The organism is Variovorax sp. Soil_C_33 (assembly GCF_057656935.1).
In genome coordinates, this window is record NZ_JBDGJK010000003.1 from 387576 (window position 1) to 410132 (window position 22557).

19 protein-coding genes are annotated in these 22557 nt (G+C 65.9%); 5 read left to right on the forward strand and 14 right to left on the reverse strand.

Annotated features, from left to right (window positions below):
• The 7 genes from hscA to uvrB form a co-directional block, all read right to left on the reverse strand.
• Window positions 1-1857: a Fe-S protein assembly chaperone HscA gene (hscA, locus tag AC3A6B_RS07235; protein WP_487836063.1), complete on the reverse strand. Its 1857-nt coding sequence runs from the start codon at window positions 1855-1857 to the stop codon at window positions 1-3.
• Window positions 1858-1950: 93 nt separating this feature from the next.
• Window positions 1951-2469: a Fe-S protein assembly co-chaperone HscB gene (gene hscB, locus AC3A6B_RS07240; RefSeq protein ID WP_487836064.1), complete on the reverse strand. Its 519-nt coding sequence runs from the start codon at window positions 2467-2469 to the stop codon at window positions 1951-1953.
• 148 nt (window positions 2470-2617) lie between these two features.
• The gene (gene iscA / locus AC3A6B_RS07245) at window positions 2618-2941 is read right to left on the reverse strand and encodes an iron-sulfur cluster assembly protein IscA (RefSeq protein ID WP_026346233.1); all 324 of its coding nucleotides are present in this window, start codon (window positions 2939-2941) and stop codon (window positions 2618-2620) included.
• A 1-nt stretch (window position 2942) separates the two neighbouring features.
• Entirely contained in the window at window positions 2943-3356 is a 414-nt protein-coding gene (iscU, locus tag AC3A6B_RS07250; RefSeq protein ID WP_214697843.1) for a Fe-S cluster assembly scaffold IscU, read from the reverse strand.
• A gap of 21 nt (window positions 3357-3377) precedes the next feature.
• Window positions 3378-4598, reverse strand: a complete 1221-nt coding sequence (locus AC3A6B_RS07255) for an IscS subfamily cysteine desulfurase (protein WP_487836065.1) — start codon at window positions 4596-4598, stop codon at window positions 3378-3380.
• A gap of 71 nt (window positions 4599-4669) precedes the next feature.
• Window positions 4670-5206 carry a Fe-S cluster assembly transcriptional regulator IscR gene (iscR, locus tag AC3A6B_RS07260; RefSeq protein ID WP_126837864.1) on the reverse strand — a complete coding sequence of 179 codons (537 nt, stop codon included), beginning with the start codon at window positions 5204-5206 and terminating at the stop codon, window positions 4670-4672.
• 220 nt (window positions 5207-5426) lie between these two features.
• A complete protein-coding gene (gene uvrB, locus AC3A6B_RS07265) occupies window positions 5427-7559 on the reverse strand; it encodes an excinuclease ABC subunit UvrB (RefSeq protein ID WP_487836066.1) in 2133 nt (710 codons plus the stop codon).
• A 110-nt stretch (window positions 7560-7669) separates the two neighbouring features.
• Here uvrB and AC3A6B_RS07270 point away from each other — a divergent pair, with 110 nt between their 5' ends.
• The 3 genes from AC3A6B_RS07270 (at window position 7670) to AC3A6B_RS07280 (ending at window position 10986) form a co-directional block, all read left to right on the forward strand.
• Complete coding sequence (locus AC3A6B_RS07270; protein WP_487836067.1) at window positions 7670-8866, forward strand: amino acid aminotransferase; 1197 nt, start codon at window positions 7670-7672, stop codon at window positions 8864-8866.
• Between the two features lie 97 nt (window positions 8867-8963).
• Window positions 8964-10352 (forward strand): polyhydroxyalkanoate depolymerase, encoded by a 1389-nt coding sequence (locus AC3A6B_RS07275; RefSeq protein WP_487836068.1) that lies wholly within the window; start codon window positions 8964-8966, stop codon window positions 10350-10352.
• Between the two features lie 13 nt (window positions 10353-10365).
• The gene (locus tag AC3A6B_RS07280; RefSeq protein ID WP_487836069.1) at window positions 10366-10986 is read left to right on the forward strand and encodes an RnfABCDGE type electron transport complex subunit B; all 621 of its coding nucleotides are present in this window, start codon (window positions 10366-10368) and stop codon (window positions 10984-10986) included.
• Window positions 10987-11025: 39 nt separating this feature from the next.
• Here AC3A6B_RS07280 and AC3A6B_RS07285 read toward each other — a convergent pair whose 3' ends face one another.
• From AC3A6B_RS07285 to scpA, 6 genes are read right to left on the reverse strand one after another with little or no spacing between them, the layout of a single operon-like run.
• Window positions 11026-11502, reverse strand: a complete 477-nt coding sequence (locus tag AC3A6B_RS07285) for a VOC family protein (protein ID WP_487836070.1) — start codon at window positions 11500-11502, stop codon at window positions 11026-11028.
• Window positions 11499-12527 (reverse strand): biotin synthase BioB, encoded by a 1029-nt coding sequence (gene bioB / locus AC3A6B_RS07290; RefSeq protein WP_487836136.1) that lies wholly within the window; start codon window positions 12525-12527, stop codon window positions 11499-11501. The genes AC3A6B_RS07285 and bioB overlap by 4 nt, the downstream gene beginning before the upstream one ends.
• Complete coding sequence (locus AC3A6B_RS07295; protein ID WP_487836071.1) at window positions 12527-14584, reverse strand: acetyl-CoA carboxylase biotin carboxylase subunit; 2058 nt, start codon at window positions 14582-14584, stop codon at window positions 12527-12529. Before AC3A6B_RS07295 ends, bioB begins: the two co-directional genes overlap by 1 nt.
• A gap of 17 nt (window positions 14585-14601) precedes the next feature.
• Window positions 14602-16134, reverse strand: coding sequence for an acyl-CoA carboxylase subunit beta (locus tag AC3A6B_RS07300; RefSeq protein ID WP_214697836.1), 1533 nt, complete (start codon window positions 16132-16134; stop codon window positions 14602-14604).
• Entirely contained in the window at window positions 16131-17216 is a 1086-nt protein-coding gene (meaB, locus tag AC3A6B_RS07305; RefSeq protein ID WP_487836072.1) for a methylmalonyl Co-A mutase-associated GTPase MeaB, read from the reverse strand. The genes AC3A6B_RS07300 and meaB overlap by 4 nt, the downstream gene beginning before the upstream one ends.
• 2 nt (window positions 17217-17218) lie before the next feature.
• Entirely contained in the window at window positions 17219-19378 is a 2160-nt protein-coding gene (gene scpA / locus AC3A6B_RS07310) for a methylmalonyl-CoA mutase (protein WP_487836073.1), read from the reverse strand.
• Between the two features lie 125 nt (window positions 19379-19503).
• Here scpA and AC3A6B_RS07315 point away from each other — a divergent pair, with 125 nt between their 5' ends.
• Window positions 19504-20151 carry a GntR family transcriptional regulator gene (locus AC3A6B_RS07315; protein ID WP_487836074.1) on the forward strand — a complete coding sequence of 216 codons (648 nt, stop codon included), beginning with the start codon at window positions 19504-19506 and terminating at the stop codon, window positions 20149-20151.
• On the opposite strand, the gene dusA is transcribed toward AC3A6B_RS07315, so the two are convergent.
• Window positions 20152-21132, reverse strand: coding sequence for a tRNA dihydrouridine(20/20a) synthase DusA (gene dusA, locus AC3A6B_RS07320; RefSeq protein ID WP_487836075.1), 981 nt, complete (start codon window positions 21130-21132; stop codon window positions 20152-20154).
• A gap of 95 nt (window positions 21133-21227) precedes the next feature.
• Here dusA and AC3A6B_RS07325 point away from each other — a divergent pair, with 95 nt between their 5' ends.
• The gene (locus AC3A6B_RS07325; RefSeq protein WP_487836137.1) at window positions 21228-22553 is read left to right on the forward strand and encodes a TonB-dependent siderophore receptor; all 1326 of its coding nucleotides are present in this window, start codon (window positions 21228-21230) and stop codon (window positions 22551-22553) included.
• Window positions 22554-22557: the final 4 nt, after the last annotated feature.

A 22557-nucleotide genomic window follows, 5' to 3' on the forward strand; every position in this document is an offset into this window, starting at 1 on the left:
CTAGAGAGATTCGATCTGACGGCCCGAGAGCGCACGCGCAATGCCCGCGTTCATGCGCTCGGCAGCGAAGGCTTCGGTGCCATCCGCCAATGCCTTGGTCGCGGCTTCGACGACCGCCGCGTCATCGGCTCTTCGGGCCTCGCGCAGCGCGGCCATCAGCGCTTCGATCGCTTCACGCTCCTCGGCGCTCAGAAGGTCGCCGTCAGCGTTCAGCGCGCTCTGCGTGGCGAGCAGCATGCGGTCGGCATCGACGCGCGCCTCGACCAGTGCACGCGCCTGCATGTCTTGCTCGGCGGTCGAAAAGCTTTCCTGCAGCATGAATGCGATCTGGTCGTCGGAAAGTCCGTAGGACGGCTTGACCGTGACGCTCGCTTCCACGCCGCTGCCCTGCTCCTTCGCACTCACGCTGAGCAGCCCGTCGGCATCGACGGTGAAGGTGACGCGGATGCGCGCGGCGCCGGCGGCCATCGGCGGAATGCCGCGCAATTCGAAGCGCGCCAGGCTGCGGCAATCGGCCACCAGGTCGCGCTCGCCCTGCACCACGTGCAGCGCCAGCGCGGTCTGGCCGTCCTGGTAGGTCGTGAAGTCCTGCGCCATGGCCGTCGGGATGGTCTGGTTGCGCGGGACGATGCGCTCGACCAGCCCGCCCATGGTCTCGATCCCGAGCGAGAGCGGAATCACGTCGAGCAGCAGCAAGTCGTCGGCGCCGCCGTTGCCGGCGAGCTGGTTGGCCTGGATCGCGGCGCCGAGCGCGACGACTTCGTCGGGGTTCAGGTTGATCAGCGGCTCGCGGCCGAAGAATTCGGCGACGGCACGTCGAATCTGCGGCATGCGCGTGGCGCCGCCGACCAGCACGATGCCCTGCAACTCGCCCGACTGGAGCCGGGCGTCGCGCAAGGCCTTGCGCACCGCCGCGATGGTGCGTGCGGTGAGGCTGGCGGTGGCCGCTTCGAACTGCTCGCGCCGGATTTCGACCCGCAGCGGGGTACTTGCCAGGTCCGCCGCGAAAGTGGCGGATTCGGCAGTCGACAACGCCTCCTTCACGGCCCGCGCGGCGACCAGCAGCACTGCCTTGTCGATGTCGCTCTGCGCCTCGAGTCCGGCTTGCGCCAGCACGAGGTCGGCCAGCGCATGGTCGTAGTCGTCGCCGCCGAGCGCCGAATCGCCGCCGGTGGCGATGACCTCGAACACGCCCTGCGTGAGCCTCAGGATCGAGATGTCGAAGGTGCCGCCGCCGAGGTCGTAAACCGCGTAGAGGCCCTCGCTCGCGTTGTCCAGGCCGTAGGCGATCGCGGCCGCCGTGGGCTCGCTGATCAGGCGCAATACATTGAGCCCGGCGAGCTGGGCTGCATCTTTGGTGGCTTGGCGCTGGCCCTCGTCGAAGTACGCGGGCACGGTGATCACGGCGCCGTAGAGCTCGTCGTCGAAGGTGTCTTCGGCCCGGTAGCGCAAGGTCGCGAGGATTTCGGCGCTCACCTCGACCGGCGACTTCTCGCCCGCCACGGTCTGCACCTTCACCATGCCCCCATCGCCGCTCAGGCGGTAGGCCATGGCATCGCGGTTGACGATGTCCTGCACGCCGCGTCCCATGAGGCGCTTGACCGAGGTGATGACGTTGGCCGGGTCGACGGCACGCGCGGCGAGCGCGTCGAAGCCGATCTGGCGGTGCTCCTTGTCAAGGTAGCGCACGGCCGACGGCAGCACCACGCGGCCTTCGGCGTCGGGCAAGCATTCGGCCACACCGCTGCGCACCGCCGCAACCAGCGAATGCGTGGTGCCGAGGTCGATGCCGACCGCGATGCGGCGCTGGTGCGGATCCGGCGCCTGGCCGGGTTCGGAAATCTGGAGCAATGCCATCAGGCCTCCCGCCGGGCCGCCCCAAGGGGGGCCTGCGCCCCCTCGGGGGGCAGCGAATACACGAAGTGGTGAGCGTGGGGGCAATTCATGCCGCTATTGTCCCCACTGCTCGGACTTGGCTTCGATGTCCTCGCCAAAGCGCTCTATGAACATGAGGGCTCTCACCTGGCGCGCCGCGCCGGGGTAGTCGCCTTTCTCGTCGATCAGCCAGTCGAGCGAAGACAGCGCCCGAGCGCGGCCGGCCTCGACCTCTGCACGCAACTTGTCGAGCGCGGCGGCGTCGCGCGCGTCATCGAGCTCCTCCCGCCATTCCATCTGCTGATGGAGAAAATCCGAGGGCATCGCCGTGTTCTTCTCGGCATCGATGGGGGAGCCGTTCAGCGCGCACAAATAGCTCGCCCGCCTGATCGGGTCCTTGAGCCGCTGGTAGGCCTCGTTGATGCGCACCGACCACTGCATCGCGACACGCTGTGCCGCAGCACCCTGGGCCGCAAATCGGTCGGGGTGCGCCTCGCGCTGCAGTTCCTTCCAGCGCGCGTCCAGCGCAGCACGGTCCTGCGCAAAGCGGGCCGGCACGGCAAAAAGTTCGAAATCAGTGTCGTTCAGGTTCATCAGGCAGTCCGCCGGGCAGCCCCGAGGACGGCCTGCGCCCCCTCCGGGGGCAGAGAGGACACGCAGTGCGGAACGTGGGGGTACATGCTCATTAAAAAGCCGCCAGCACATGACATGGTGGCGGCTCGGGCGCGAAGCCGGTCGGAAATCAGATGCGGAAGCTCTCGCCGCAGCCGCAGCGGTCGCGTTCGTTCGGGTTGTTGAACTTGAAGCCCTCATTGAGGCCTTCCCGCACGAAATCCAGCTGCGTGCCGTCGATGTAGGCCAGGCTCTTGGGGTCGACCAGCACTTTCACGCCATGGTCTTCGAACACCACGTCTTCAGGCGCCAGTTCGTCCACGTACTCGAGCTTGTAGGCCAGGCCCGAGCAACCCGTCGTCTTGACGCCCAGCCGCACGCCCACGCCCTTGCCTCGCTTCCCGAGGTAGCGGGTGACGTGACGCGCGGCAGCTTCGGTCAGGGTCACAGCCATGTCAGTGGACGGCTTCCGTGCTTGCCACGGCAGCACCGTGCTTGGCCTTGTAGTCGCTGACGGCCGCCTTGATCGCGTCTTCGGCGAGGATCGAGCAGTGGATCTTGACCGGCGGCAGCGCCAGCTCTTCGGCGATCTGCGCGTTCTTCAGCGCGGCCGCTTCGTCGAGCGTCTTGCCCTTGACCCATTCGGTCACGAGGGAAGAGGACGCGATCGCCGAGCCGCAACCATAGGTCTTGAAGCGCGCGTCTTCGATCACGCCGGTTTCGGGGTTGACCTTGATCTGCAGCTTCATGACGTCGCCGCACGCCGGTGCGCCGACCATGCCCGTGCCCACCGAGTCGTCGCCCTTTTCGAAGGAGCCGACGTTGCGGGGATTTTCATAGTGGTCAATGACCTTGGATGAATATGCCATGGTGTACCTCTCAGTCCTTGTTCAATGCGCCGACCACTGGATCGTGCTGATGTCGATGCCGTCCTGGAACATTTCCCACAGGGGGCTCAGCTCCCGGAGCTTGGCGACGTTGTGCTTGATGGTGGAAATCGCGTAGTCGATTTCTTCCGCGGTCGTGAAGCGGCCGATCGTCATGCGCAGGCTGCTGTGCGCGAGTTCGTCGCTGCGGCCGAGTGCGCGCAGCACGTAGCTGGGCTCCAGGCTGGCCGACGTGCAGGCCGAACCGCTCGACACCGCCAGGCCCTTGATGCCCATGATCAGCGACTCGCCCTCGACATAGTTGAAGCTCATGTTGAGGTTGTGCGGCACGCGCTGCTCGAGGTCGCCGTTGATGAAGACCTGCTCGACATCCTTAAGGCCGTTGAGCAGGCGCTGCTGCAAGGCACGCGCCTTGGCAATGTCTTCCTTCATCTCGAGCTTGGCGAGGCGGAAAGCCTCGCCCATGCCGACGATCTGGTGGGTTGGCAAGGTGCCGGAGCGCATGCCGCGTTCGTGACCGCCGCCGTGCATCTGGGCCTCCAGCCGCACGCGCGGCTTGCGCCGCACATACAGCGCGCCGATGCCCTTGGGGCCGTAGGTCTTGTGCGAAGCCAGGCTCATGAGGTCGATCGGCAGGTTCTTGACGTCGATCTCGACCTTGCCGGTGGCCTGCGCCGCGTCGACGTGGAAGATCACGCCCTTTTCGCGGCAGATGTTGCCGAGCGTCACCACATCCTGGATCACGCCGATCTCGTTGTTCACGAACATCACGCTCGCGAGGATGGTGTCGGGGCGAACCGCGGCCTTGAAGACCTCGAGATCCAGCAGGCCGTTCTCCTGCACGTCCAGGTAGCTCACTTCGAAGCCCTGGCGCTCGAGTTCGCGCATGGTGTCGAGCACGGCCTTGTGCTCGGTCTTGACCGTGATCAGGTGCTTGCCCTTGCCCTTGTAGAAGTGCGCCGCGCCCTTGAGCGCAAGGTTGTTCGACTCGGTAGCGCCCGAAGTCCAGACGATCTCGCGCGGGTCGGCGCCGATCAGGTCGGCCACGTCGGCACGCGCCTTCTCGACGGCCTCTTCCGCTTCCCAGCCCCAGGCGTGGCTGCGCGATGCCGGGTTGCCGAAATGCTCGCGCAACCAGGGAATCATCGCATCGACGACGCGCGGATCGACCGGCGTCGTCGCGCCGTAGTCGAGATAGATCGGGAAATGGGGAGTGACGTCCATGGCTGGCTTAGGCTGGCGGGGTTTATCTTTGTCGAAACGGACTCGAGCGGGCGCCGCGAGGCGCCCCCGGATCACGACTTGGCGAAGGCGTTGCCCAGTGCGAACACCGAGTTCGGGGCATTGACCCGGATCGGCTTGACCACCGGCTGGCTCGAGATCGCGCGCTTGACCGCCGGCTTGTTCTCGATCTGCACGCCCTTGGCGAGCTGGTCGTCCACCAGCTTCTGCAGGGTGACGGAATCGAGGAACTCGACCATGCGCTGGTTCAGCGAGGCCCACAGCTCATGAGTCATGCAACGGCCGGCTTCGCCCAGGCAGTTTTCCTTGCCGCCGCATTGCGTGGCATCGATGGGCTCATCGACGGAAACAATGATATCGGCCACGGTGATATCGGCTGCCTTCCGTCCAAGCGAATAGCCGCCGCCTGGGCCACGGGTCGACTCGACCAGCTCATGGCGGCGCAGCTTGCCGAACAGCTGCTCGAGGTACGAAAGGGAGATCTGCTGCCGCTGGCTGATCGCGGCCAGCGTGACGGGACCGGTGTTCTGGCGCAGCGCCAGATCGATCATGGCTGTGACCGCAAAACGGCCTTTGGTAGTGAGACGCATCGCAAGCTCCTTCAAGTGCTTACCGTTGAAATGACACCGCGGCTGTTGTGGACTTCGGTGACGCCGTCTCCGCCCTTCCCGGCCCGCTTTCCGCTGGTGATCCAGTCGGTAGGAGCCGGTTCTTCATCGCGAAGTTCGTTTTCTTGAGTATTTCGCTCAAGTATAGCAGAAGGCCCTCCGGCGTGCTCGGGTAAACCCGATTGAAAGCTCCAAATGACGATCAGGAGCCCGCCTCGCCCGCGGACGGCATTGCGATGTTGTCCCTGCCGGGCGCGCCGAAAGCCTGCTCGCGCAGCAACGCCAGCTGGTCGCGCACCCGCGCGGCCTTCTCGAACTCGAGGTTGCGCGCGTGTTCCAGCATGAGCTTTTCCAGCCGCTTGATCTCGCGTGCAACATCCTTTTCGGACATGTCCTCGACCTTCGCGCGCTCGAGATCGCGCTTGGCGGCCTCCTTGGTCGATTTTTCGCTGTAGACGCCGTCGATCAGGTCGCGCACCTGTTTCACGATGCTGCGCGGCGTGATGCCGTGGGCCTCGTTGTGGGCGATCTGCCGGGCGCGGCGCCGCTCGGTCTCGCCGATGGCTTTGGCCATCGAGTCGGTCGTGCGGTCGGCATAGAGGATGGCCTTGCCGTTCAGATTGCGCGCCGCCCGGCCGATGGTCTGGATCAACGACCGCTCGGCGCGAAGAAACCCTTCCTTGTCGGCATCGAGGATCGCCACCAGCGACACCTCGGGGATATCGAGGCCTTCGCGCAGCAGGTTGATGCCCACCAGCACGTCGAAGGCCCCGAGACGCAGATCGCGCAGGATCTCGACGCGCTCCACCGTGTCGACGTCGCTGTGGAGGTACCGCACCTTGACGCCGTTGTCGCCCAGGTAATCGGTCAACTGCTCGGCCATGCGCTTGGTCAGCGTCGTGATCAGCACGCGCTCGTTTTTCTCGACGCGCAAGCGGATTTCCTGCAGCACGTCGTCCACCTGGTGGGTGGCGGGCCGGACCTCGACCTCGGGGTCGATCAGGCCGGTCGGCCGCACCAGCTGCTCGACCACGTTGCCGGCGTTGTCCTTCTCGTACTGCGCCGGCGTGGCGGAGACGAAGATGCACTGCCGCATGCGCGTTTCGAACTCGTCGAACTTGAGCGGCCGGTTGTCCAGCGCGGACGGCAGGCGGAAGCCGTACTCGACCAGCGTCGTCTTCCGAGCGCGGTCGCCGTTGTACATGCCGCCCAGCTGGCCGATCATCTGGTGGCTCTCGTCGAGGAACATCAGCGCGTCCTTCGGCAGGTAGTCGGTCAGCGTCGCGGGCGGCTCGCCCGGCGCGGCGCCCGAGAGGTGCCGCGTGTAGTTCTCGATGCCCTTGCAATGGCCGATCTCGGCCAGCATTTCGAGATCGAAGCGCGTGCGCTGCTCGAGGCGCTGCGCCTCGACCAGCTTGCCTTGGCTCACGAATTCCTTGAGCCGCGCGTCGAGCTCGATCTTGATGGTCTCGACCGCGCTCAGCACCTTGTCGCGCGGCGTCACGTAGTGGCTCGACGGATACACCGTGAAGCGGGGGATCTTCTGCCGGATGCGCCCCGTGAGCGGGTCGAAGAGCTGCAGCGTCTCGATCTCGTCGTCGAACAGCTCGATGCGGATCGCCAGCTCGCTGTGCTCGGCCGGGAACACGTCGATGGTGTCGCCGCGCACGCGGAAGGTGCCGCGCGAAAAATCCTGCTCGTTGCGCGTGTACTGCATGCGGATCAGCCGGCCGATCACGTCGCGCTGGCCGATCTTGTCGCCGGTGCGCATGATGAAGCGCATCTGCGTGTAGTCCTCGGGCGTGCCGATGCCGTAGATCGCGCTCACCGTGGCCACGATCACGGTGTCGCGCCGCTCCAGCACGCTCTTGGTGGCCGACAGCCGCATCTGCTCGATGTGCTCGTTGATCGAACTGTCCTTCTCGATGAACAGGTCGCGCTGCGGCACATAGGCCTCGGGCTGGTAGTAGTCGTAATAGCTCACGAAGTACTCGACCGCGTTCTTCGGAAAGAACTCGCGGAACTCGCTGTAGAGCTGCGCAGCCAGCGTCTTGTTGGGCGCGAACACGATGGCCGGCCGGCCGAGGCGGGCGATCACGTTGGCCATGGTGAAGGTCTTGCCCGATCCGGTGACGCCGAGCAGGGTCTGGAACACCTCGCCGTCCTGCACGCCCTCGACCAGGCCGGCAATCGCGTTCGGCTGATCGCCGGCAGGCGGATACGGCTGGTAGAGCTCGAAGGGCGAACCGGGGAACTTGATGAATTCGCCCTGCTTCACAGGACCGACGGAATCGGCGTGTTGCGGCTCGGGAATGACTTCGGTGGTTTCTGGCATGGCGTGGACCCTGGGAGTTGGTGGCGCGGCCGGTAAAATTCAAGGCAACCGGAAAGCTTAAACGCTGATCCGGCGTTCCGTGCATCGATCACCCCCCAAAGGACTTTTCCATGTCAATGTTCACCGCCGTCGAGATGGCGCCGCGCGACCCGATCCTGGGCCTCAACGAGCAATTCGCCGCCGACAGCAATCCCAACAAGGTCAATCTCGGCGTCGGCGTCTACTACGACGACAACGGCAAGCTGCCCCTGCTCCAGTGCGTGCAGGCGGTCGAACAGAGCATGACCAAGACGCCGACCGCGCGCGGCTACCTGCCGATCGACGGCATCGCGGCGTATGACAACGCCGTGAAGGGCCTGGTGTTCGGTGCCGACAGCGAGCCCGTGAAGTCCGGCCGCGTCGCGACCATCCAGGGCATCGGCGGAACCGGCGGCCTCAAGGTCGGCGCCGACTTCCTCAAGAAGCTCAACCCCAATGCCAAGGTGCTGATCAGCGACCCGAGCTGGGAAAACCACCGCGCGCTGTTCACCAACGCCGGCTTCCCGGTCGAAAGCTATCCCTACTACGACGCCGCCAAGCACGGCATCGACTTCGACGGCATGCTGGCCGCGCTGAACGCCGCGCCGGCCGGCACCATCGTCGTGCTGCACGCCTGCTGCCACAACCCGACCGGCTACGACATCACTGCGGCCCAGTGGGACCAGGTGGTCGAGGCCGTCAAGTCGAGGAAGCTGGTGGCCTTCCTCGACATGGCCTACCAAGGCTTCGGCTACGGCATCCAGGAGGACGGCGCCGCCATCGGCAAGTTCGTCGCCGCCGGCCTGGACTTCTTCGTCTCGACCTCCTTCTCCAAGAGCTTCAGCCTCTATGGCGAACGCGTCGGCGCCCTGTCGGTGCTGTGCGAGAGCAAGGAAGAGGCCGCGCGCGTGCTGAGCCAGCTCAAGATCGCGATCCGCACCAACTACAGCAACCCGCCGACGCACGGCGGCGCCGTGGTCGCGACGGTGCTCGGCACGCCGGAGCTGCGCGCACTGTGGGAAAAGGAACTCGGCGAGATGCGCGTACGCATCAAGGCGATGCGCCAGAAGCTGGTCGACGGCCTCAAGGCCGCCGGCGTCAAGGAAGACATGAGCTTCATCACCACGCAGATTGGCATGTTCAGCTATTCGGGCCTCAGCAAGGACCAGATGGTGCGCTTGCGCGAAGAGTTCGGCGTCTACGGCACCGACACCGGCCGCATGTGCGTGGCCGCGCTCAACAGCAAGAACATCGACTACGTCTGCCAGAGCATCGCCAAGGTCGTCTGATACAAATTGGCCAGACCAATTGGGTGTTTGTGCCTAGCGCATTTGGTCTGCGCCGCTGATATATTGCATTGCAACATCCCCTAACGACGCAGACCTCATGCTGTACCAACTCTACGAAGCACAACGCTCCCTGATGGAGCCGTTTGCCGACTTCGCGCAGGCTGCCTCCAAGCTCTACGGCCAAGGCGCCGTCTTCGGCCAGACGCCGCTGTCGCAGCGCATGGCTGCAGGCTACGACCTCCTCTACCGCCTGGGCAAGGACTACGAGAAGCCCGAGTTCGACATCAAGACCGTGAAGGTGGACGGCGATGATGTCGTGATCCAGGAAGTCGTCGAGATCGAGAAGCCCTTCTGCCAGCTGCGGCGCTTCAAGCGCTTTACCGACGAGCCCCACACCCTGCAGACGCTCAAGGGCCAGCCCGTGGTGCTGATCGTGGCGCCGTTGTCGGGGCACTACGCAACGCTGTTGCGCGACACGGTGCGCACCTTGCTGCAGGACCACAAGGTCTACGTCACCGACTGGGTCAACGCCCGCCTGGTCCCTCTGTCCGAGGGCGAATTCCACCTCGACGACTACATCAACTATGTGCAGGAGTTCATCCGCCACCTGGAGGCCGAGTACGGCCACTGCCACGTGATCAGCGTCTGCCAGCCCACGGTGCCGGTGCTGGCGGCGGTGTCGCTGATGTCCAGCCGCGGCGAGAAGGTCCCGCTGTCGTTGACCATGATGGGCGGCCCCATCGATGCCCGCAAGTCGCCCACCGCCGTCAACAACCTGGCGATGAACAAGAGCTACGAGTGGTTCGAGAACAACGTGATCTATCGGGTGCCGCAGGGCTTTCCGGGCGTCGGCCGCCGCGTGTACCCGGGCTTCCTGCAGCACACCGGCTTCGTCGCAATGAATCCGGATCGCCATGCAACCAGCCACTACGACTATTTCAAGGACCTGATCAAGGGCGACGACGCGAGCGCCGAAGCGCACCGCAAGTTCTATGACGAGTACAACGCCGTGCTCGACATGGATGCGGACTACTACCTCGACACCATCCGCACCGTGTTCCAGAAGTTCGAGCTCGTCAACGGCACCTGGGAAGTGAAGAACCCCGAAGGCGTGCTCGAGCGCGTACGCCCGCAAGACATCCATTCGACCGGCCTCCTGACCATCGAAGGCGAACTGGATGACATTTCGGGCTCCGGCCAGACCCGCGCCGCCCACGACCTCTGCACCGGCATCACGCCTGATCACCAGCAGCACTACGAAGTCAAGGGCGCTGGCCACTACGGCATCTTCAGCGGCCGCCGCTGGCGCGAACGGGTCTACCCCGAAGTGAAGGCCTTCATTGCCGCGCACGACAAGCCGCAAAAGCGCGCCGGTCCTTCCATCGTGACGGCGGAAGACACGGTCAAGGTCGCTGCGGCGGCCAAGCGCCCTGCCGTCGCGCGCAAGTCCGCACCGGTGCGGCGAACGCGCGGCGCTGCCCGTTGACGACAGCGGGGCCGTGAACGCGCTGGCCGCACGCATCCTCGACGCACTGCCCCAAACGCAGTGCACGCGCTGCGGCTATCCCGATTGCGCAGGGTACGCACAAGCCATCGTAGAAGGCGGTGCCGGCATCGACCAGTGCCCGCCGGGCGGCGCCGAAGGCGTGGCGCGGCTGTCACAACTCACCGGCCAGCCGGTGCGACCGATCGACCCGCAGTTCGGCAGCGAAGGCCCCCGCGCCCTGGCCGTGATCGACGAAGCCTGGTGCATCGGCTGCACGCTGTGCCTCGATGCCTGCCCGACCGATGCGATCCTCGGCATCCACAAGCGCATGCATACAGTGATCGAAGCGCATTGCACCGGCTGCGAGCTCTGCATTCCAGTCTGCCCGGTCGACTGCATTTCGCTCGAAGTGGCGACGCCGGGCAAGAGCGGCTGGCAAGCCTGGTCGCAGGCGCAGGCCGACGAGGCACGCAAGCGCTACGAAGCGCACGGCAAGCGGCGCGAGAAGCGCGACCAACCCCGCGCCGCCAAGGCGCCCGAAGCTGCGCCGGACCGCAAGCGTGCCGTGATCGAAGCCGCCCTGGCACGCGCGCGCGCTACGGCCGCGACGCGCGCCGACGGCAAGAAAACCTGATCCTCGACCCGCTGCTGCCCTGCGTAGCCGCTTGAACGCTCAGCCTGCTGCCAGGGCCGAGAACGCCGCTACCACGTCCGGCGGCGCCTGCACGAGTTCGATCAGCACGCCTTCGCCCGCGATCGGGAGCTCCTCGTTGCCCTTGGGGTGCAGAAAACAGATGTCGAAACCGGCCGCGCCCTTGCGGATGCCGCCCGGCGCGAAGCGCACGCCCTGGGCGCCGAGCCATCCGACGGCGGCCGGCAGATCGTCGATCCACAGGCCCACGTGGTTGAGCGGCGTGGCATGGACGGCCGGCTTCCTCTCGGGATCGAGCGGCTGCATCAGGTCGACCTCGACCTTGAAGGGCCCGCTGCCGATCACGCAGATGTCTTCATCGACGTTCTCGCGCTCGCTCTTGAAGGTACCGGTCACTTGGAGGCCGAGCATTTCGACCCACAGCTTCTGCAGCCGTGTCTTGTCGGGTCCGCCGATCGCGATCTGCTGGACGCCGAGCACCTTGAAAGGACGGTTCATGCGCATGCTCCTTGTTCGCTGGTCCGCCGCGCCTCGAGCCCCAGCTTGCGCAGCAGCTGCACGTCGGCCTCCACGTCCGGGTTGCCGGTCACCAGCAGCTTGTCGCCATAGAAGATCGAGTTGGCGCCGGCAAGGAAGCACAGCGCCTGCACGGCCTCGCCCAGCTGCTGCCGGCCGGCCGAGAGCCGCACGCGCGCCTTGGGCATCGTGATGCGGGCCACGGCGATCATGCGCACGAAATCCAGCGGGTCGATGGGGTCGGCATCGGCCAGCGGCGTGCCGGGCACGCGCACCAGGCTGTTGATCGGCACCGACTCGGGGTAGGGGTCGAGGTTGGCCAGCTGCGCGATCAGCCCCGCACGGTGCACCGACGTCTCGCCCATGCCGACGATGCCCCCGCAGCACACGTTGATGCCGGCGGCGCGCACATGGGCGAGCGTGTCGAGCCGGTCCTGGTAGGTGCGCGTGTCGACGATGTCGCCGTAGTACTCGGGCGCCGTGTCGAGGTTGTGGTTGTAGTAGTCCAGGCCCGCGGCCTTGAGCTGCTTCGCATGCTGCGGCTCGAGCATGCCCAGCGTGGCGCAGGTCTGCAGGCCCAGGGCCTTGACTGCTTCCACCAGCACCGCCACCTTCTCGACGTCTCGGTCCTTGGGCGCGCGCCAGGCAGCGCCCATGCAAAAGCGCGTGGCGCCGGCCTCCCTGGCCGCCTGGGCAGCGCGCACGACCTCGTCGACCTCCATCAGCTTCTGCGCCTTCACGCCGGTGTCGAATTCGGCGGACTGCGGGCAATAGCCGCAGTTCTCCGGGCAGCCGCCGGTCTTGACCGACAGCAGCGTGGCCAGCTCGATATCGCCTTCGGGGAAGTGCGCGCGATGCACGGTCTGTGCCTCGAACAGGAGATCGTTGAAGGGCTTGTCGAGCAAGGCCTGCACGACCTCGATCGACCACGGGCCGCGCACCGCCGGCCTGGCGGCCGGTCGATGAAGCGTGACGGCCTTCGCCGCCGAAAGATCGCCGATACCCATCATGCAAACTCCAAAATCACTTGATCGACCGCGAGCGATTCGCCCTTGGCCGCCGAGATGCTGCCGACCACGCCGTCCTGCGTGGCGAAGAGCACGTTCTCCATCTTCATGGCCTCGATGACCGCGAGCTTCTCGCCGGCCTGCACCTGCTGGCCCGGCTGCACCGAGACCTCGACCAGGAGACCCGGCATCGGCGACATCAGGTACTTGCTGAGATCCGGCGGCGCCTTGTAGGGCATGAGTTTCAGCAAGCGCGACCCCAGCGGCGAGAGCACTATCGCTTCGATCTGCGTGCCGTTGTGCGCAACGCGCAGCGCCAGCGGATTCTTGCCGGCGCCGCGCTCGACCTGCGCGGTGAACGCGCGGCTGTTGGCCGAGCCCTCGACACGGACGCTGCCGAGCGGCGCCTGGCTGTCGATCTTGTAGCTGCGGGCGCCCACCGCGACCACGCTGGCGCCGGTCCGGCCCTGGAAATCGGTGACCGTGACGGGCGTGTGCACGTGCTGCCCTTTCGCGTCGAGCACGACGACCACGAACTGCTCGCCCACTTTCACGCCGTGCCCCTCGAGCTGCCCGCTGATGCCCGAGGCGCGCGCGCGGTAGCGCCGGTGCATGTAGGCTGCCAGCGCGACCAGGAAATCCGGATCCTCGTGCGGCACGTCCTCGGCGTGGAACCCCTTGCCGTAGTGCTCGGCGATGAAGCCGGTGTTGAATTCGCCGCTCACGAACTTGGGGTGCGCAAGCAGTGCGGCCTGGAACGGGATGTTGCTGCCGATGCCGCGGATCACGAAGCCGTTGAGCGCCTCGCGCATCAGCGCGATCGCATGGTTGCGGTCGCGCCCGTGCACGATCAGCTTGGCGATCATCGAATCGTAGAACATCGGGATCTCGCCGCCGTCGTAGACGCCGGTGTCGACCCGCACGCCGCCGTAGGCGCTCGAAGCCGGACGCTCCGCGGCGAACAGCGTCTCCTTCGGCGGCTGGAAGCGCACCAGCCGTCCGGTCGACGGCAGGAAATTGCGGAACGGATCTTCGGCGTTGATTCGGCACTCGATGGCCCAGCCGTTGCGCTGCACCTCCTCCTGCCCCAGCGGCAGCTTCTCGCCCGCGGCCACACGGATCATGAGCTCGACCAGGTCCAGCCCGGTGATCGCCTCCGTCACCGGATGCTCCACCTGCAGCCGCGTGTTCATCTCGAGGAAGTAGAAGCTCTGGTCCTTGCCGACCACGAACTCCACCGTGCCCGCGCTCTGGTAGTTCACCGCCTTGGCAAGCGCCACAGCCTGCTCGCCCATGGCCTGGCGCGTCGCCTCGCTGATGAAAGGCGACGGCGCTTCCTCGATCACCTTCTGGTGGCGGCGCTGGATCGAGCACTCGCGCTCGTTGAGGTAGATCACGTTGCCGTGCGCGTCGCCGAGCACCTGGATCTCGATATGGCGCGGCTCCTCCACGAACTTCTCGATGAACACCCGGTCGTCGCCGAAACTGTTGCGCGCCTCGTTGCGGCAGGAGGTGAAGCCCTCGAAGGCGTCCTTGTCGTTGAAGGCCACGCGCAGGCCCTTGCCGCCGCCGCCGGCCGAGGCCTTGATCATCACCGGGTAGCCGACCCCGCGCGCGATCTCGACGGCGCGCTCGGCCGTTTCGATGGCGTCGTTCCAGCCCGGGATGGTGTTGACCTTGGCCTCGTTCGCGAGCTTCTTCGAGGCGATCTTGTCGCCCATGGCCGCGATCGAGTAGTGCTTGGGTCCGATGAAGACGATGCCCTCTTCCTCGACCTTCTTCGCGAAGCCTTCGTTCTCCGACAGGAAGCCGTAGCCTGGGTGCACGGCTTCGGCGCCCGTCTTCTTGCAGGCGGCGATGATGCGCTCGGCCTGCAGATAACTCTCGCGGCTGGGCGAGCCGCCGATGTGCACGGCCTCGTCGGCCAGCTCGACATGGCGCGCGTCCTTGTCTGCATCCGAATAGACCGCGACGGTCTGGATGCCCATCTTCTTCGCCGTTTTGATGACGCGGCAGGCGATCTCCCCGCGATTCGCAATCAGGATTTTCTTGAACATCTTGTTGTCTCCCGAACTCACAGCGGAATGTTCCCGTGCTTGCGCCACGGGTTGTCGAGCTTCTTCTCGCGCAGCATCACCAGGCTGCGGCAGATACGCTTGCGCGTTTCGCTGGGCAGGATCACATCGTCGATGTAGCCGCGCGTGCCCGCCACGTAGGGATTGGCGAAGCGGGCCTTGTATTCGGCTTCGCGCGCGGCCAGCTTCTCGGGGTCGTTCTTGTCCTCGCGGAAGATGATCTCCACCGCGCCCTTGGCGCCCATCACCGCGATCTCGGCGCGCGGCCAGGCGAGATTGACGTCGCCGCGCAAATGCTTGGAGGCCATCACGTCGTAGGCGCCGCCGTAGGCCTTGCGCGTGATCACCGTGATCTTCGGCACCGTGCACTCCGCGTACGCATAGAGCAGCTTCGCGCCATGCTTGATGATGCCGCCGTACTCCTGGCTGGTGCCCGGCATGAAGCCCGGCACGTCGACGAAGGTCACGACCGGGATGTTGAAGGCATCGCAGAAGCGCACGAAGCGCGCCGCCTTGATCGAGGACTTGATGTCCAGGCACCCGGCCAGCACCAGCGGCTGGTTGGCGACGATGCCGACGCTCTGCCCCTCCATGCGCGCGAAGCCGATCACGATGTTCTTCGCGTAGTCGGGCTGCAGCTCGAAGAACTCGCCGTCGTCGACCACCTTCACGATCAGCTCCTTCATGTCGTAGGGCTTGTTCGGGTTGTCGGGCACCAGCGTGTCGAGCGACAGGTCGGCGCGATCGGCCGGGTCGCCGCTCGGGCGCACCGGCGCCTTCTCGCGGTTGTTGAGCGGCAGGTAGTTGTAGAGCCGGCGCAGCATCATCAGCGCCTCGACGTCGTTCTCGAAAGCCATGTCGGCCACGCCGCTCTTGGTGGTGTGGGTCGATGCGCCGCCCAGCTCCTCGGCCGTCACGTCCTCGTGCGTCACCGTCTTCACGACATCGGGACCGGTCACGAACATGTACGAGCTGTCCCGCACCATGAAGATGAAGTCGGTCATGGCCGGCGAGTACACCGCGCCGCCCGCGCACGGGCCCATGATCATGCTGATCTGCGGCACCACGCCGGACGCCATCACGTTGCGCTGGAACACCTCGGCATAGCCGCCCAGCGAGGCCACGCCCTCCTGGATGCGGGCACCGCCCGAATCGTTGAGGCCGATGACCGGTGCGCCGACCTTCATGGCCTGGTCCATCACCTTGCAGATCTTCTCGGCATGCGCCTCGCTGAGCGCGCCGCCGAAGACGGTGAAGTCCTGGCTGAAGACGAAGACCAGGCGGCCGTTGATCATGCCGTAGCCGGTGACCACGCCGTCGCCCGGGATCTTGTTGTCGGCCATGCCGAAGTCGCTGGAGCGGTGCTCCACGAACATGTCCCACTCTTCGAAGGTGTTGTCGTCGAGCAGGAGCTCGATGCGTTCGCGCGCCGTCAGCTTGCCCTTGGCATGCTGGGCATCGATGCGCTTCTGGCCGCCGCCGAGCCGCGCCTGGGCGCGCCGTTTTTCGAGTTGTTCGAGGATTTCTTTCATGTCGTCCCGTCGGAAGTGTTGAACTGCGCCCGCCCCGCCTGGGCTGCGAGCAGATTGCGTGCGGCGGTCGAGGCCGGCAGCGTGCCGGCCGCCACCTGGGCGCTGGCCTCCGGCAACAGCTCGCGCACCTGCGGATGGTGGCGAAAAGCCTGCTTGAGTCCCGCGTCGATGCGTTCCCACATCCACGCGAGCGCCTGTTTCTCGCGCCGCGCAGCAAGCTTGCCGTTGGCGGTCTGCAGCGCCTTGAACTGCAGGACCGCATCCCAAAAGGCATCGACGCCGGTGCCCAGCAGCGCGCTCAGCTGGATCACCTTGGGCAGCCAGAAGTGGATCTCCGCTTCGGGCGATCCGGGCACCGCATGGGCCGCGTGCATGACCTGCGCGTGGGCCGGATTGCCGTGGTGGCCGAAGAGCCGCAGCGCCGAAGTGATCTGGGCCTGCGCGCGCGTCGCCGCATCCTTGTCGATGTCGGCCTTGTTGATGACGACCAGGTCGGCCAGCTCCATCACGCCCTTCTTGATCGCCTGCAGGTCGTCGCCCGCGTTGGGCAACTGCAGCAGCGCGAACATGTCGGTCATGCCCGAGACCGCGGTCTCGCTCTGGCCGACACCCACGGTCTCGACGATCACGATGTCATAGCCGGCGGCCTCGCACACCAGCATCGCCTCGCGCGTCTTCTCGGCCACGCCGCCCAGCGTGCCGCTCGAGGGGCTCGGCCGGATGTAGGCGCGTTCATGGACCGACAGCTTCTCCATGCGCGTCTTGTCGCCGAGGATGGAACCGCCCGACACCGTGGACGAAGGATCGATCGTGAGCACCGCGACGCGATGGCCCTGGCCGATCAGGTAGAGGCCCAGCGTCTCGATGAAGGTCGACTTGCCGACGCCGGGCACGCCGGAGATGCCGAGCCGGAAGGATTTTCCGGTGTGCGGCAGCAACGCGGTGAGCAGCTCGTCGGCCTGCGCGCGATGGTCGGGGCGCGTGGATTCGAGCAGCGTGATGGCCTTGGCGATGGCGCGGCGCTGCTGCGGGCCGTCCGCTGCAACCAGTGCGTCGGCTGTGACCGGAGTTCGAACCGGCATGCTCAGGCGGCGACCGCCGCGCGAATCTGTTCCAACACGTCCTTGGCGCTGGCCGGAATCGGCGTGCCCGGACCGTAGATGCCCTTGACGCCCGCCTCGTACAGAAAGTCGTAGTCCTGGCGCGGAATCACGCCGCCCACGAACACGATGATGTCGTCGGCGCCCTGCTTCTTCAGCTCCTGGATGATCGCCGGTACCAGCGTCTTGTGGCCGGCGGCGAGGGTGCTCACACCCACCGCATGCACGTCGTTCTCGATCGCCTGGCGCGCGCACTCCTCGGGGGTCTGGAACAGCGGCCCCATGTCGACGTCGAAGCCGAGATCGGCGAAGGCCGTGGCGACGACCTTGGCGCCGCGGTCGTGACCGTCCTGGCCGAGCTTGGAGATCATCACGCGCGGGCGCCGGCCCTGCTCTTCGGCGAAGGCCGCGATCTCGTGCTGCAGCGCTTCCCAGCCTTCAGCCGAGTCGTAGGCGGCGGCATAGACGCCGGTCACCTTCTGCGTGTCGGCGCGGTGCCGGCCGTAGACCCTTTCGAGCGCATCGCTGATCTCGCCGACCGTGGCGCGCAGCCGCACCGCCTGGATGCTCAGCGCGAGCAGGTTGCCTTTGCCGCTTTCGGCCGCTGCCGTGAGCGCGTCGAGCGCTGCCTGCACCGCGGCGCCGTCGCGCTTCTCTCGGATGGCCTTGAGCCTGGCGATCTGCCCGTCGCGCACCTTGACGTTGTCGATCTGCAGGATGTCGTGCGTGTCTTCGGTCTCGAGCTTGTACTTGTTGACGCCGACGATCACGTCGCGGCCCGAGTCGATGCGGGCCTGCTTGTCGGCCGCGGCCGCCTCGATCTTGAGCTTGGCCCAGCCGCTGTCGACCGCGCGGGTCATGCCGCCCATGGCCTCGACCTCTTCGATGATCGCCCAAGCGGCATCGGCCATGTCCTGCGTGAGCTTTTCCATCATGTAGCTGCCGGCCCAAGGGTCGATCACGCTCGTGATGTGCGTCTCCTCCTGGATGATGAGCTGCGTGTTGCGCGCGATGCGCGAGCTGAACTCGGTCGGCAGTGCGATGGCTTCGTCGAGCGCATTGGTGTGCAGGCTCTGCGTGCCGCCGAACACCGCCGCCATCGCCTCGATGGTGGTGCGCACCACGTTGTTGTACGGGTCCTGCTCGGTGAGGCTCCAGCCCGATGTCTGGCAGTGGGTGCGCAGCATCAGGCTCTTGGGGTTCTTGGGGTTGAACTCCTTCATGATGCGGCACCACAGAAGGCGCGCCGCGCGCATCTTCGCCACCTCGAGGTAGAAGTTCATGCCGATGGCCCAGAAGAAGCTCAGGCGCCCGGCGAAGCCGTCGACGTCCAGGCCCTTGGCCAGCGCGGTCTTGACATACTCCTTGCCGTCGGCCAGCGTGAAGGCGAGTTCGAGCGCCTGGTTGGCGCCGGCCTCCTGCATGTGATAGCCGCTGATGGAGATCGAATTGAACTTCGGCATCTTCTGGGCCGTGTACTCGATGATGTCACCGATGATGCGCATTGAGGGTTCGGGCGGGAAGATGTAGGTGTTGCGGACCATGAACTCCTTGAGGATGTCGTTCTGGATCGTCCCCGAGAGCTGGTCCTGCGCCACGCCCTGCTCCTCGGCCGCCACGATGTAGCCCGCGAGCACCGGCAGCACCGCGCCGTTCATGGTCATGGAGACGCTGACCTTGTCGAGCGGGATCTGGTCGAACAGGATCTTCATGTCTTCCACGCTGTCGATCGCGACGCCGGCCTTGCCGACGTCGCCCGTGACGCGCGGATGGTCGCTGTCGTAGCCGCGGTGTGTCGCCAGGTCGAAGGCCACGCTCACGCCCTGCCCGCCCGCGGCCAGTGCCTTGCGATAGAAGGCATTCGACTCCTCGGCGGTCGAGAAGCCCGCGTACTGCCGGATGGTCCACGGGCGCACCGCGTACATGGTGGCCTGCGGTCCGCGCAGGTAGGGCTCGAAGCCGGGCAGCGTGTCGGTGTACTTCAGGCCCTGCAGGTCGGCGGCGGTGTAGAGCGGCTTGACGGTGATGCCGTCGGGCGTGATCCAGTTCAGCGCCGCCAGGTCTCCGCCCGGGGCCGACTTGGCAGCGGCGTGGGTCCAGGCGTCGAGGGTCGCGGTTTTGAAGTTCGGTTCGGATTTGCTCATGGGCGCCGCTTTGCGAGGTCGTGCAAGTGTCGAGGAGTGTCCGCGCAGGGGCGAGACAGTTCAAGGCGAGTCTAACCCATCTGTAATTATTAATTCAGTATCCGTACTTGCGGTACATTCCGGGCATGTCCGCCCTCACCCTGACCCCGCGCGCCCTCTATGAAGAGGTGGCGGAGCTGCTGCGCCAGCGCATCTTCAACCGCGAGCTCGAACCCGGCAGCTGGATCGACGAACTCAAGCTGGCGGAGGAATACGGCATCAGCCGCACGCCGCTGCGCGAGGCGCTGAAGGTGCTGGCGGCGGAGGGCCTGGTCACGATGAAAGTGCGGCGGGGCGCCTACGTGACCGAGGTGTCCGAGAAAGACCTGGCCGACGTCTATCACCTGCTGAGCCTGCTCGAAAGCGATGCCGCCGGCGTGGTGGCTGAACAGGTTTCCGAAGCGCAGCTGGCCGAGCTGGAAGCGCTGCACGCCGAGCTCGAAGCCGCTGCCGCCCCCGGCAAGGTGGACCGTGCCCACTTCTTCGCGGTCAACGAGCGCTTCCACATGCGGCTGCTGGCCATCGCCGACAACCGCTGGCGCGACCAGATGGTGGCCGACCTGCGCAAGGTGATGAAGCTCAACCGGCACAACTCGCTGTTGAAGTCCGGCCGCATCGCCGAGTCGCTCAAGGAGCACCGCGCGATCATGGCCGCGATCCAGGCGCGCGATCCGGCCGCTGCCATTGCGCGCATGCAGCAGCACTTCAGGAACGGCTTGGAAGCAGCGACCTGATCAGGCCGCCTGCGCCACCGGCTCGTGCGCGAGCGCCATCACGTCGTGCGGCGCCAGCGCCTTGAGCTTGTGGTCGCTCCACACCTGCCGCCAGCGGCGCGCCCCTGCGAGACCGTTGCGCAGGCCGAGCATGTGGCGCGCGATGTTCGACCACGGCGTGCCGTGCTCGGCCGCCTCGCGCGCCATGTAGTCGCACATCTTCAACTCGACCTCTTCGCGCGTGAGCGCGGACGGCGCTTCCTTGTAGAAGACCGCGTCCCACTCGCTGAGCCACCACGGGTTGTGATAGGCCTCGCGCCCGATCATCACGCCGTCGAGCAGGCGCAGGTGCGCGTGCATCTGCGCGTTGTCGTCGAAGCCGCCGTTGATCGAGAAGATGAGCTCGGGAAAGTCGTGCTTGAGCCGGTGCACGAGTTCATAGCGCAGCGGCGGCACCTCGCGGTTCTGCTTGGGCGACAGGCCCTTGAGCCAGGCGTTGCGCGCATGGACGATGAAGGTGAGGCAGCCCGCCTCGCTCACCGCGCCGACGAAATCGCGCACGAACTCGTAGCTTTCGGTCTTGTCGATGCCGATGCGGTGCTTGACGGTGACCGGCACCTTCACCACGTCGACCATCGCCTTCACGCAGTCGGCCACCAGCTGAGGCTCGTTCATGAGGCAAGCGCCGAAAGCGCCGCGTTGCACGCGTTCGCTCGGACAGCCGCAGTTGAGGTTGATCTCGTCGTAGCCCCATTCCTCGCCAAGCCTGGCGCAGTGCGCCAGGTCGGCCGGCTCGCTGCCGCCGAGCTGCAGTCCGACCGGATGTTCCTCGGCGTTGAAACGAAGGTGGCGCGGCACGTCGCCATGCACCAGCGCGCCGGTAGTCACCATCTCGGTGTAGAGCAAGGCGCGGCGTGTCAGCAGCCGGTGGAAGTATCGGCAGTGACGGTCGGTCCAGTCCATCATCGGTGCGACCGAGATGATCTTCTCTTTGTGATTCAACAACTTAGATGCGCTCGAAAGGCGGAAGCCCGTAGTTTCTCACGCCATTCGATGCGCTCTACCAGAAGCGCAACTCCACGGACCAGACCCCGTCGATCTTCACCGGCAGCTATGTCGGGGCACAGCTGCCCACCGCAATCCGAGGCGACAACCAGCGCCTCGTCGGGCCCGGACAGCACCTCGACACCGATTTGAAGCTCTACTCGACCGGGCTCCAGTACAGGCTCTCGCCCGATTGGACACTGAGCACCAGCTACAGCCACAGCGCGGCCGCTCGCAGTCGCAACGAAGGCATCGCCTACCTGCTGGATCCGAGCGGCAACTACAACGACTTCCGCTCCGACAGCAGCGAGGGCCATCGCTTCGACCAGTGGCAGGCAATGGCGCACGGCGTGTTGCGCACCGGTGCCATCGAGCATCAGCTGACGCTGGGCGCGTCCTGGCAGAAGCAGGCCAACGACTACAGCAGCAACGCTGTCTACCAGCAGATCGGCACCGGCAATCTCTACACGCAGAACACCAATAGCTATGCCAGCGTGACCGACTTCTCGGTCTACCGCGACAGCGACATCACGCAGCGCGCGATCTTCGCCAGCGACACCGTGAAGCTCTCGGACCAGTGGTCCGCGCTGTTGGGCCTGCGCAGCACCAAATACGAGCAGAACAGCTACAGCATCGCCGGCGCCAGGTCCTCGCAATACACCAAGGACGGCGTGGTGACGACCACGCTGGCGCTGATGTTCAAGCCGGCGCCGGACACCACGCTCTACACCAGCTATGTCGAATCCCTCGAGCAAGGCGCCTCGGTCGGCATCACCTATGCCAACTTCCGTGACCTCCTGAATCCGCTCAAGAGCAAGCAGTACGAGCTGGGCATCAAGACCCAGCGCGATCGCTGGAGCGCGACGGCCGCCCTGTTCCGCATCGAACGCGGCGCCGAATACGCGAACAGCCAGAACGTCCTCGTGCAGGACGGGCAGTCCATCTACCAGGGCCTCGAACTGGGTGCCGCCACCCGCCTGGGCTCGCAATGGCAGCTCGGCGGCAACCTGATGTTCCTCGACACTTCCTACCAGCGCGGCAGCGACTTTGTCGGCAACCGCGTGGCGGGCGCGCCGAACTTCGTGGCCACGGCGCAGCTGTCCTATGCGGTGCCGCAGGTGCCGGGTCTCAAGCTGTCGGCAGACGCGAAGTACACGGGCGGCACCATGCTCAACGCCTCCAACCAGCTGAAGCTCGCCGGCTACTCGGTTGCAAATATCGGCGCGAGCTACGCGACGCGCATCAGTGGCCACGACACGACCTTCCGCGTGGCGATCAACAACGTCGCCAACAAGCGCTACTGGGAATACCAGTATGCGAACTACATCAAGCCCGGCGACCCGCGCACCCTCAGCGTGAGCGCCAAGCTTGATTTCTAGGCAG

What these genes read in the sequence shown, in the direction of transcription:
- AC3A6B_RS07275 (WP_487836068.1), top strand. Translation starts at nt 8,964, where the DNA reads ATGCTGTACCAACTCTACGAAGCACAACGCTCCCTGATGGAGCCGTTT.
- hscA (WP_487836063.1), bottom strand. Translation starts at nt 1,857, where the DNA reads ATGGCATTGCTCCAGATTTCCGAACCCGGCCAGGCGCCGGATCCGCAC.
- uvrB (WP_487836066.1), bottom strand. Translation starts at nt 7,559, where the DNA reads ATGCCAGAAACCACCGAAGTCATTCCCGAGCCGCAACACGCCGATTCC.
- iscA (WP_026346233.1), bottom strand. Translation starts at nt 2,941, where the DNA reads ATGGCTGTGACCCTGACCGAAGCTGCCGCGCGTCACGTCACCCGCTAC.
- meaB (WP_487836072.1), bottom strand. Translation starts at nt 17,216, where the DNA reads ATGCCGGTTCGAACTCCGGTCACAGCCGACGCACTGGTTGCAGCGGAC.
- scpA (WP_487836073.1), bottom strand. Translation starts at nt 19,378, where the DNA reads ATGAGCAAATCCGAACCGAACTTCAAAACCGCGACCCTCGACGCCTGG.
- iscU (WP_214697843.1), bottom strand. Translation starts at nt 3,356, where the DNA reads ATGGCATATTCATCCAAGGTCATTGACCACTATGAAAATCCCCGCAAC.
- AC3A6B_RS07300 (WP_214697836.1), bottom strand. Translation starts at nt 16,134, where the DNA reads ATGAAAGAAATCCTCGAACAACTCGAAAAACGGCGCGCCCAGGCGCGG.
- AC3A6B_RS07315 (WP_487836074.1), top strand. Translation starts at nt 19,504, where the DNA reads ATGTCCGCCCTCACCCTGACCCCGCGCGCCCTCTATGAAGAGGTGGCG.
- AC3A6B_RS07285 (WP_487836070.1), bottom strand. Translation starts at nt 11,502, where the DNA reads ATGAACCGTCCTTTCAAGGTGCTCGGCGTCCAGCAGATCGCGATCGGC.
- bioB (WP_487836136.1), bottom strand. Translation starts at nt 12,527, where the DNA reads ATGGGTATCGGCGATCTTTCGGCGGCGAAGGCCGTCACGCTTCATCGA.
- AC3A6B_RS07255 (WP_487836065.1), bottom strand. Translation starts at nt 4,598, where the DNA reads ATGGACGTCACTCCCCATTTCCCGATCTATCTCGACTACGGCGCGACG.
- AC3A6B_RS07270 (WP_487836067.1), top strand. Translation starts at nt 7,670, where the DNA reads ATGTCAATGTTCACCGCCGTCGAGATGGCGCCGCGCGACCCGATCCTG.
- hscB (WP_487836064.1), bottom strand. Translation starts at nt 2,469, where the DNA reads ATGAACCTGAACGACACTGATTTCGAACTTTTTGCCGTGCCGGCCCGC.
- iscR (WP_126837864.1), bottom strand. Translation starts at nt 5,206, where the DNA reads ATGCGTCTCACTACCAAAGGCCGTTTTGCGGTCACAGCCATGATCGAT.
- AC3A6B_RS07295 (WP_487836071.1), bottom strand. Translation starts at nt 14,584, where the DNA reads ATGTTCAAGAAAATCCTGATTGCGAATCGCGGGGAGATCGCCTGCCGC.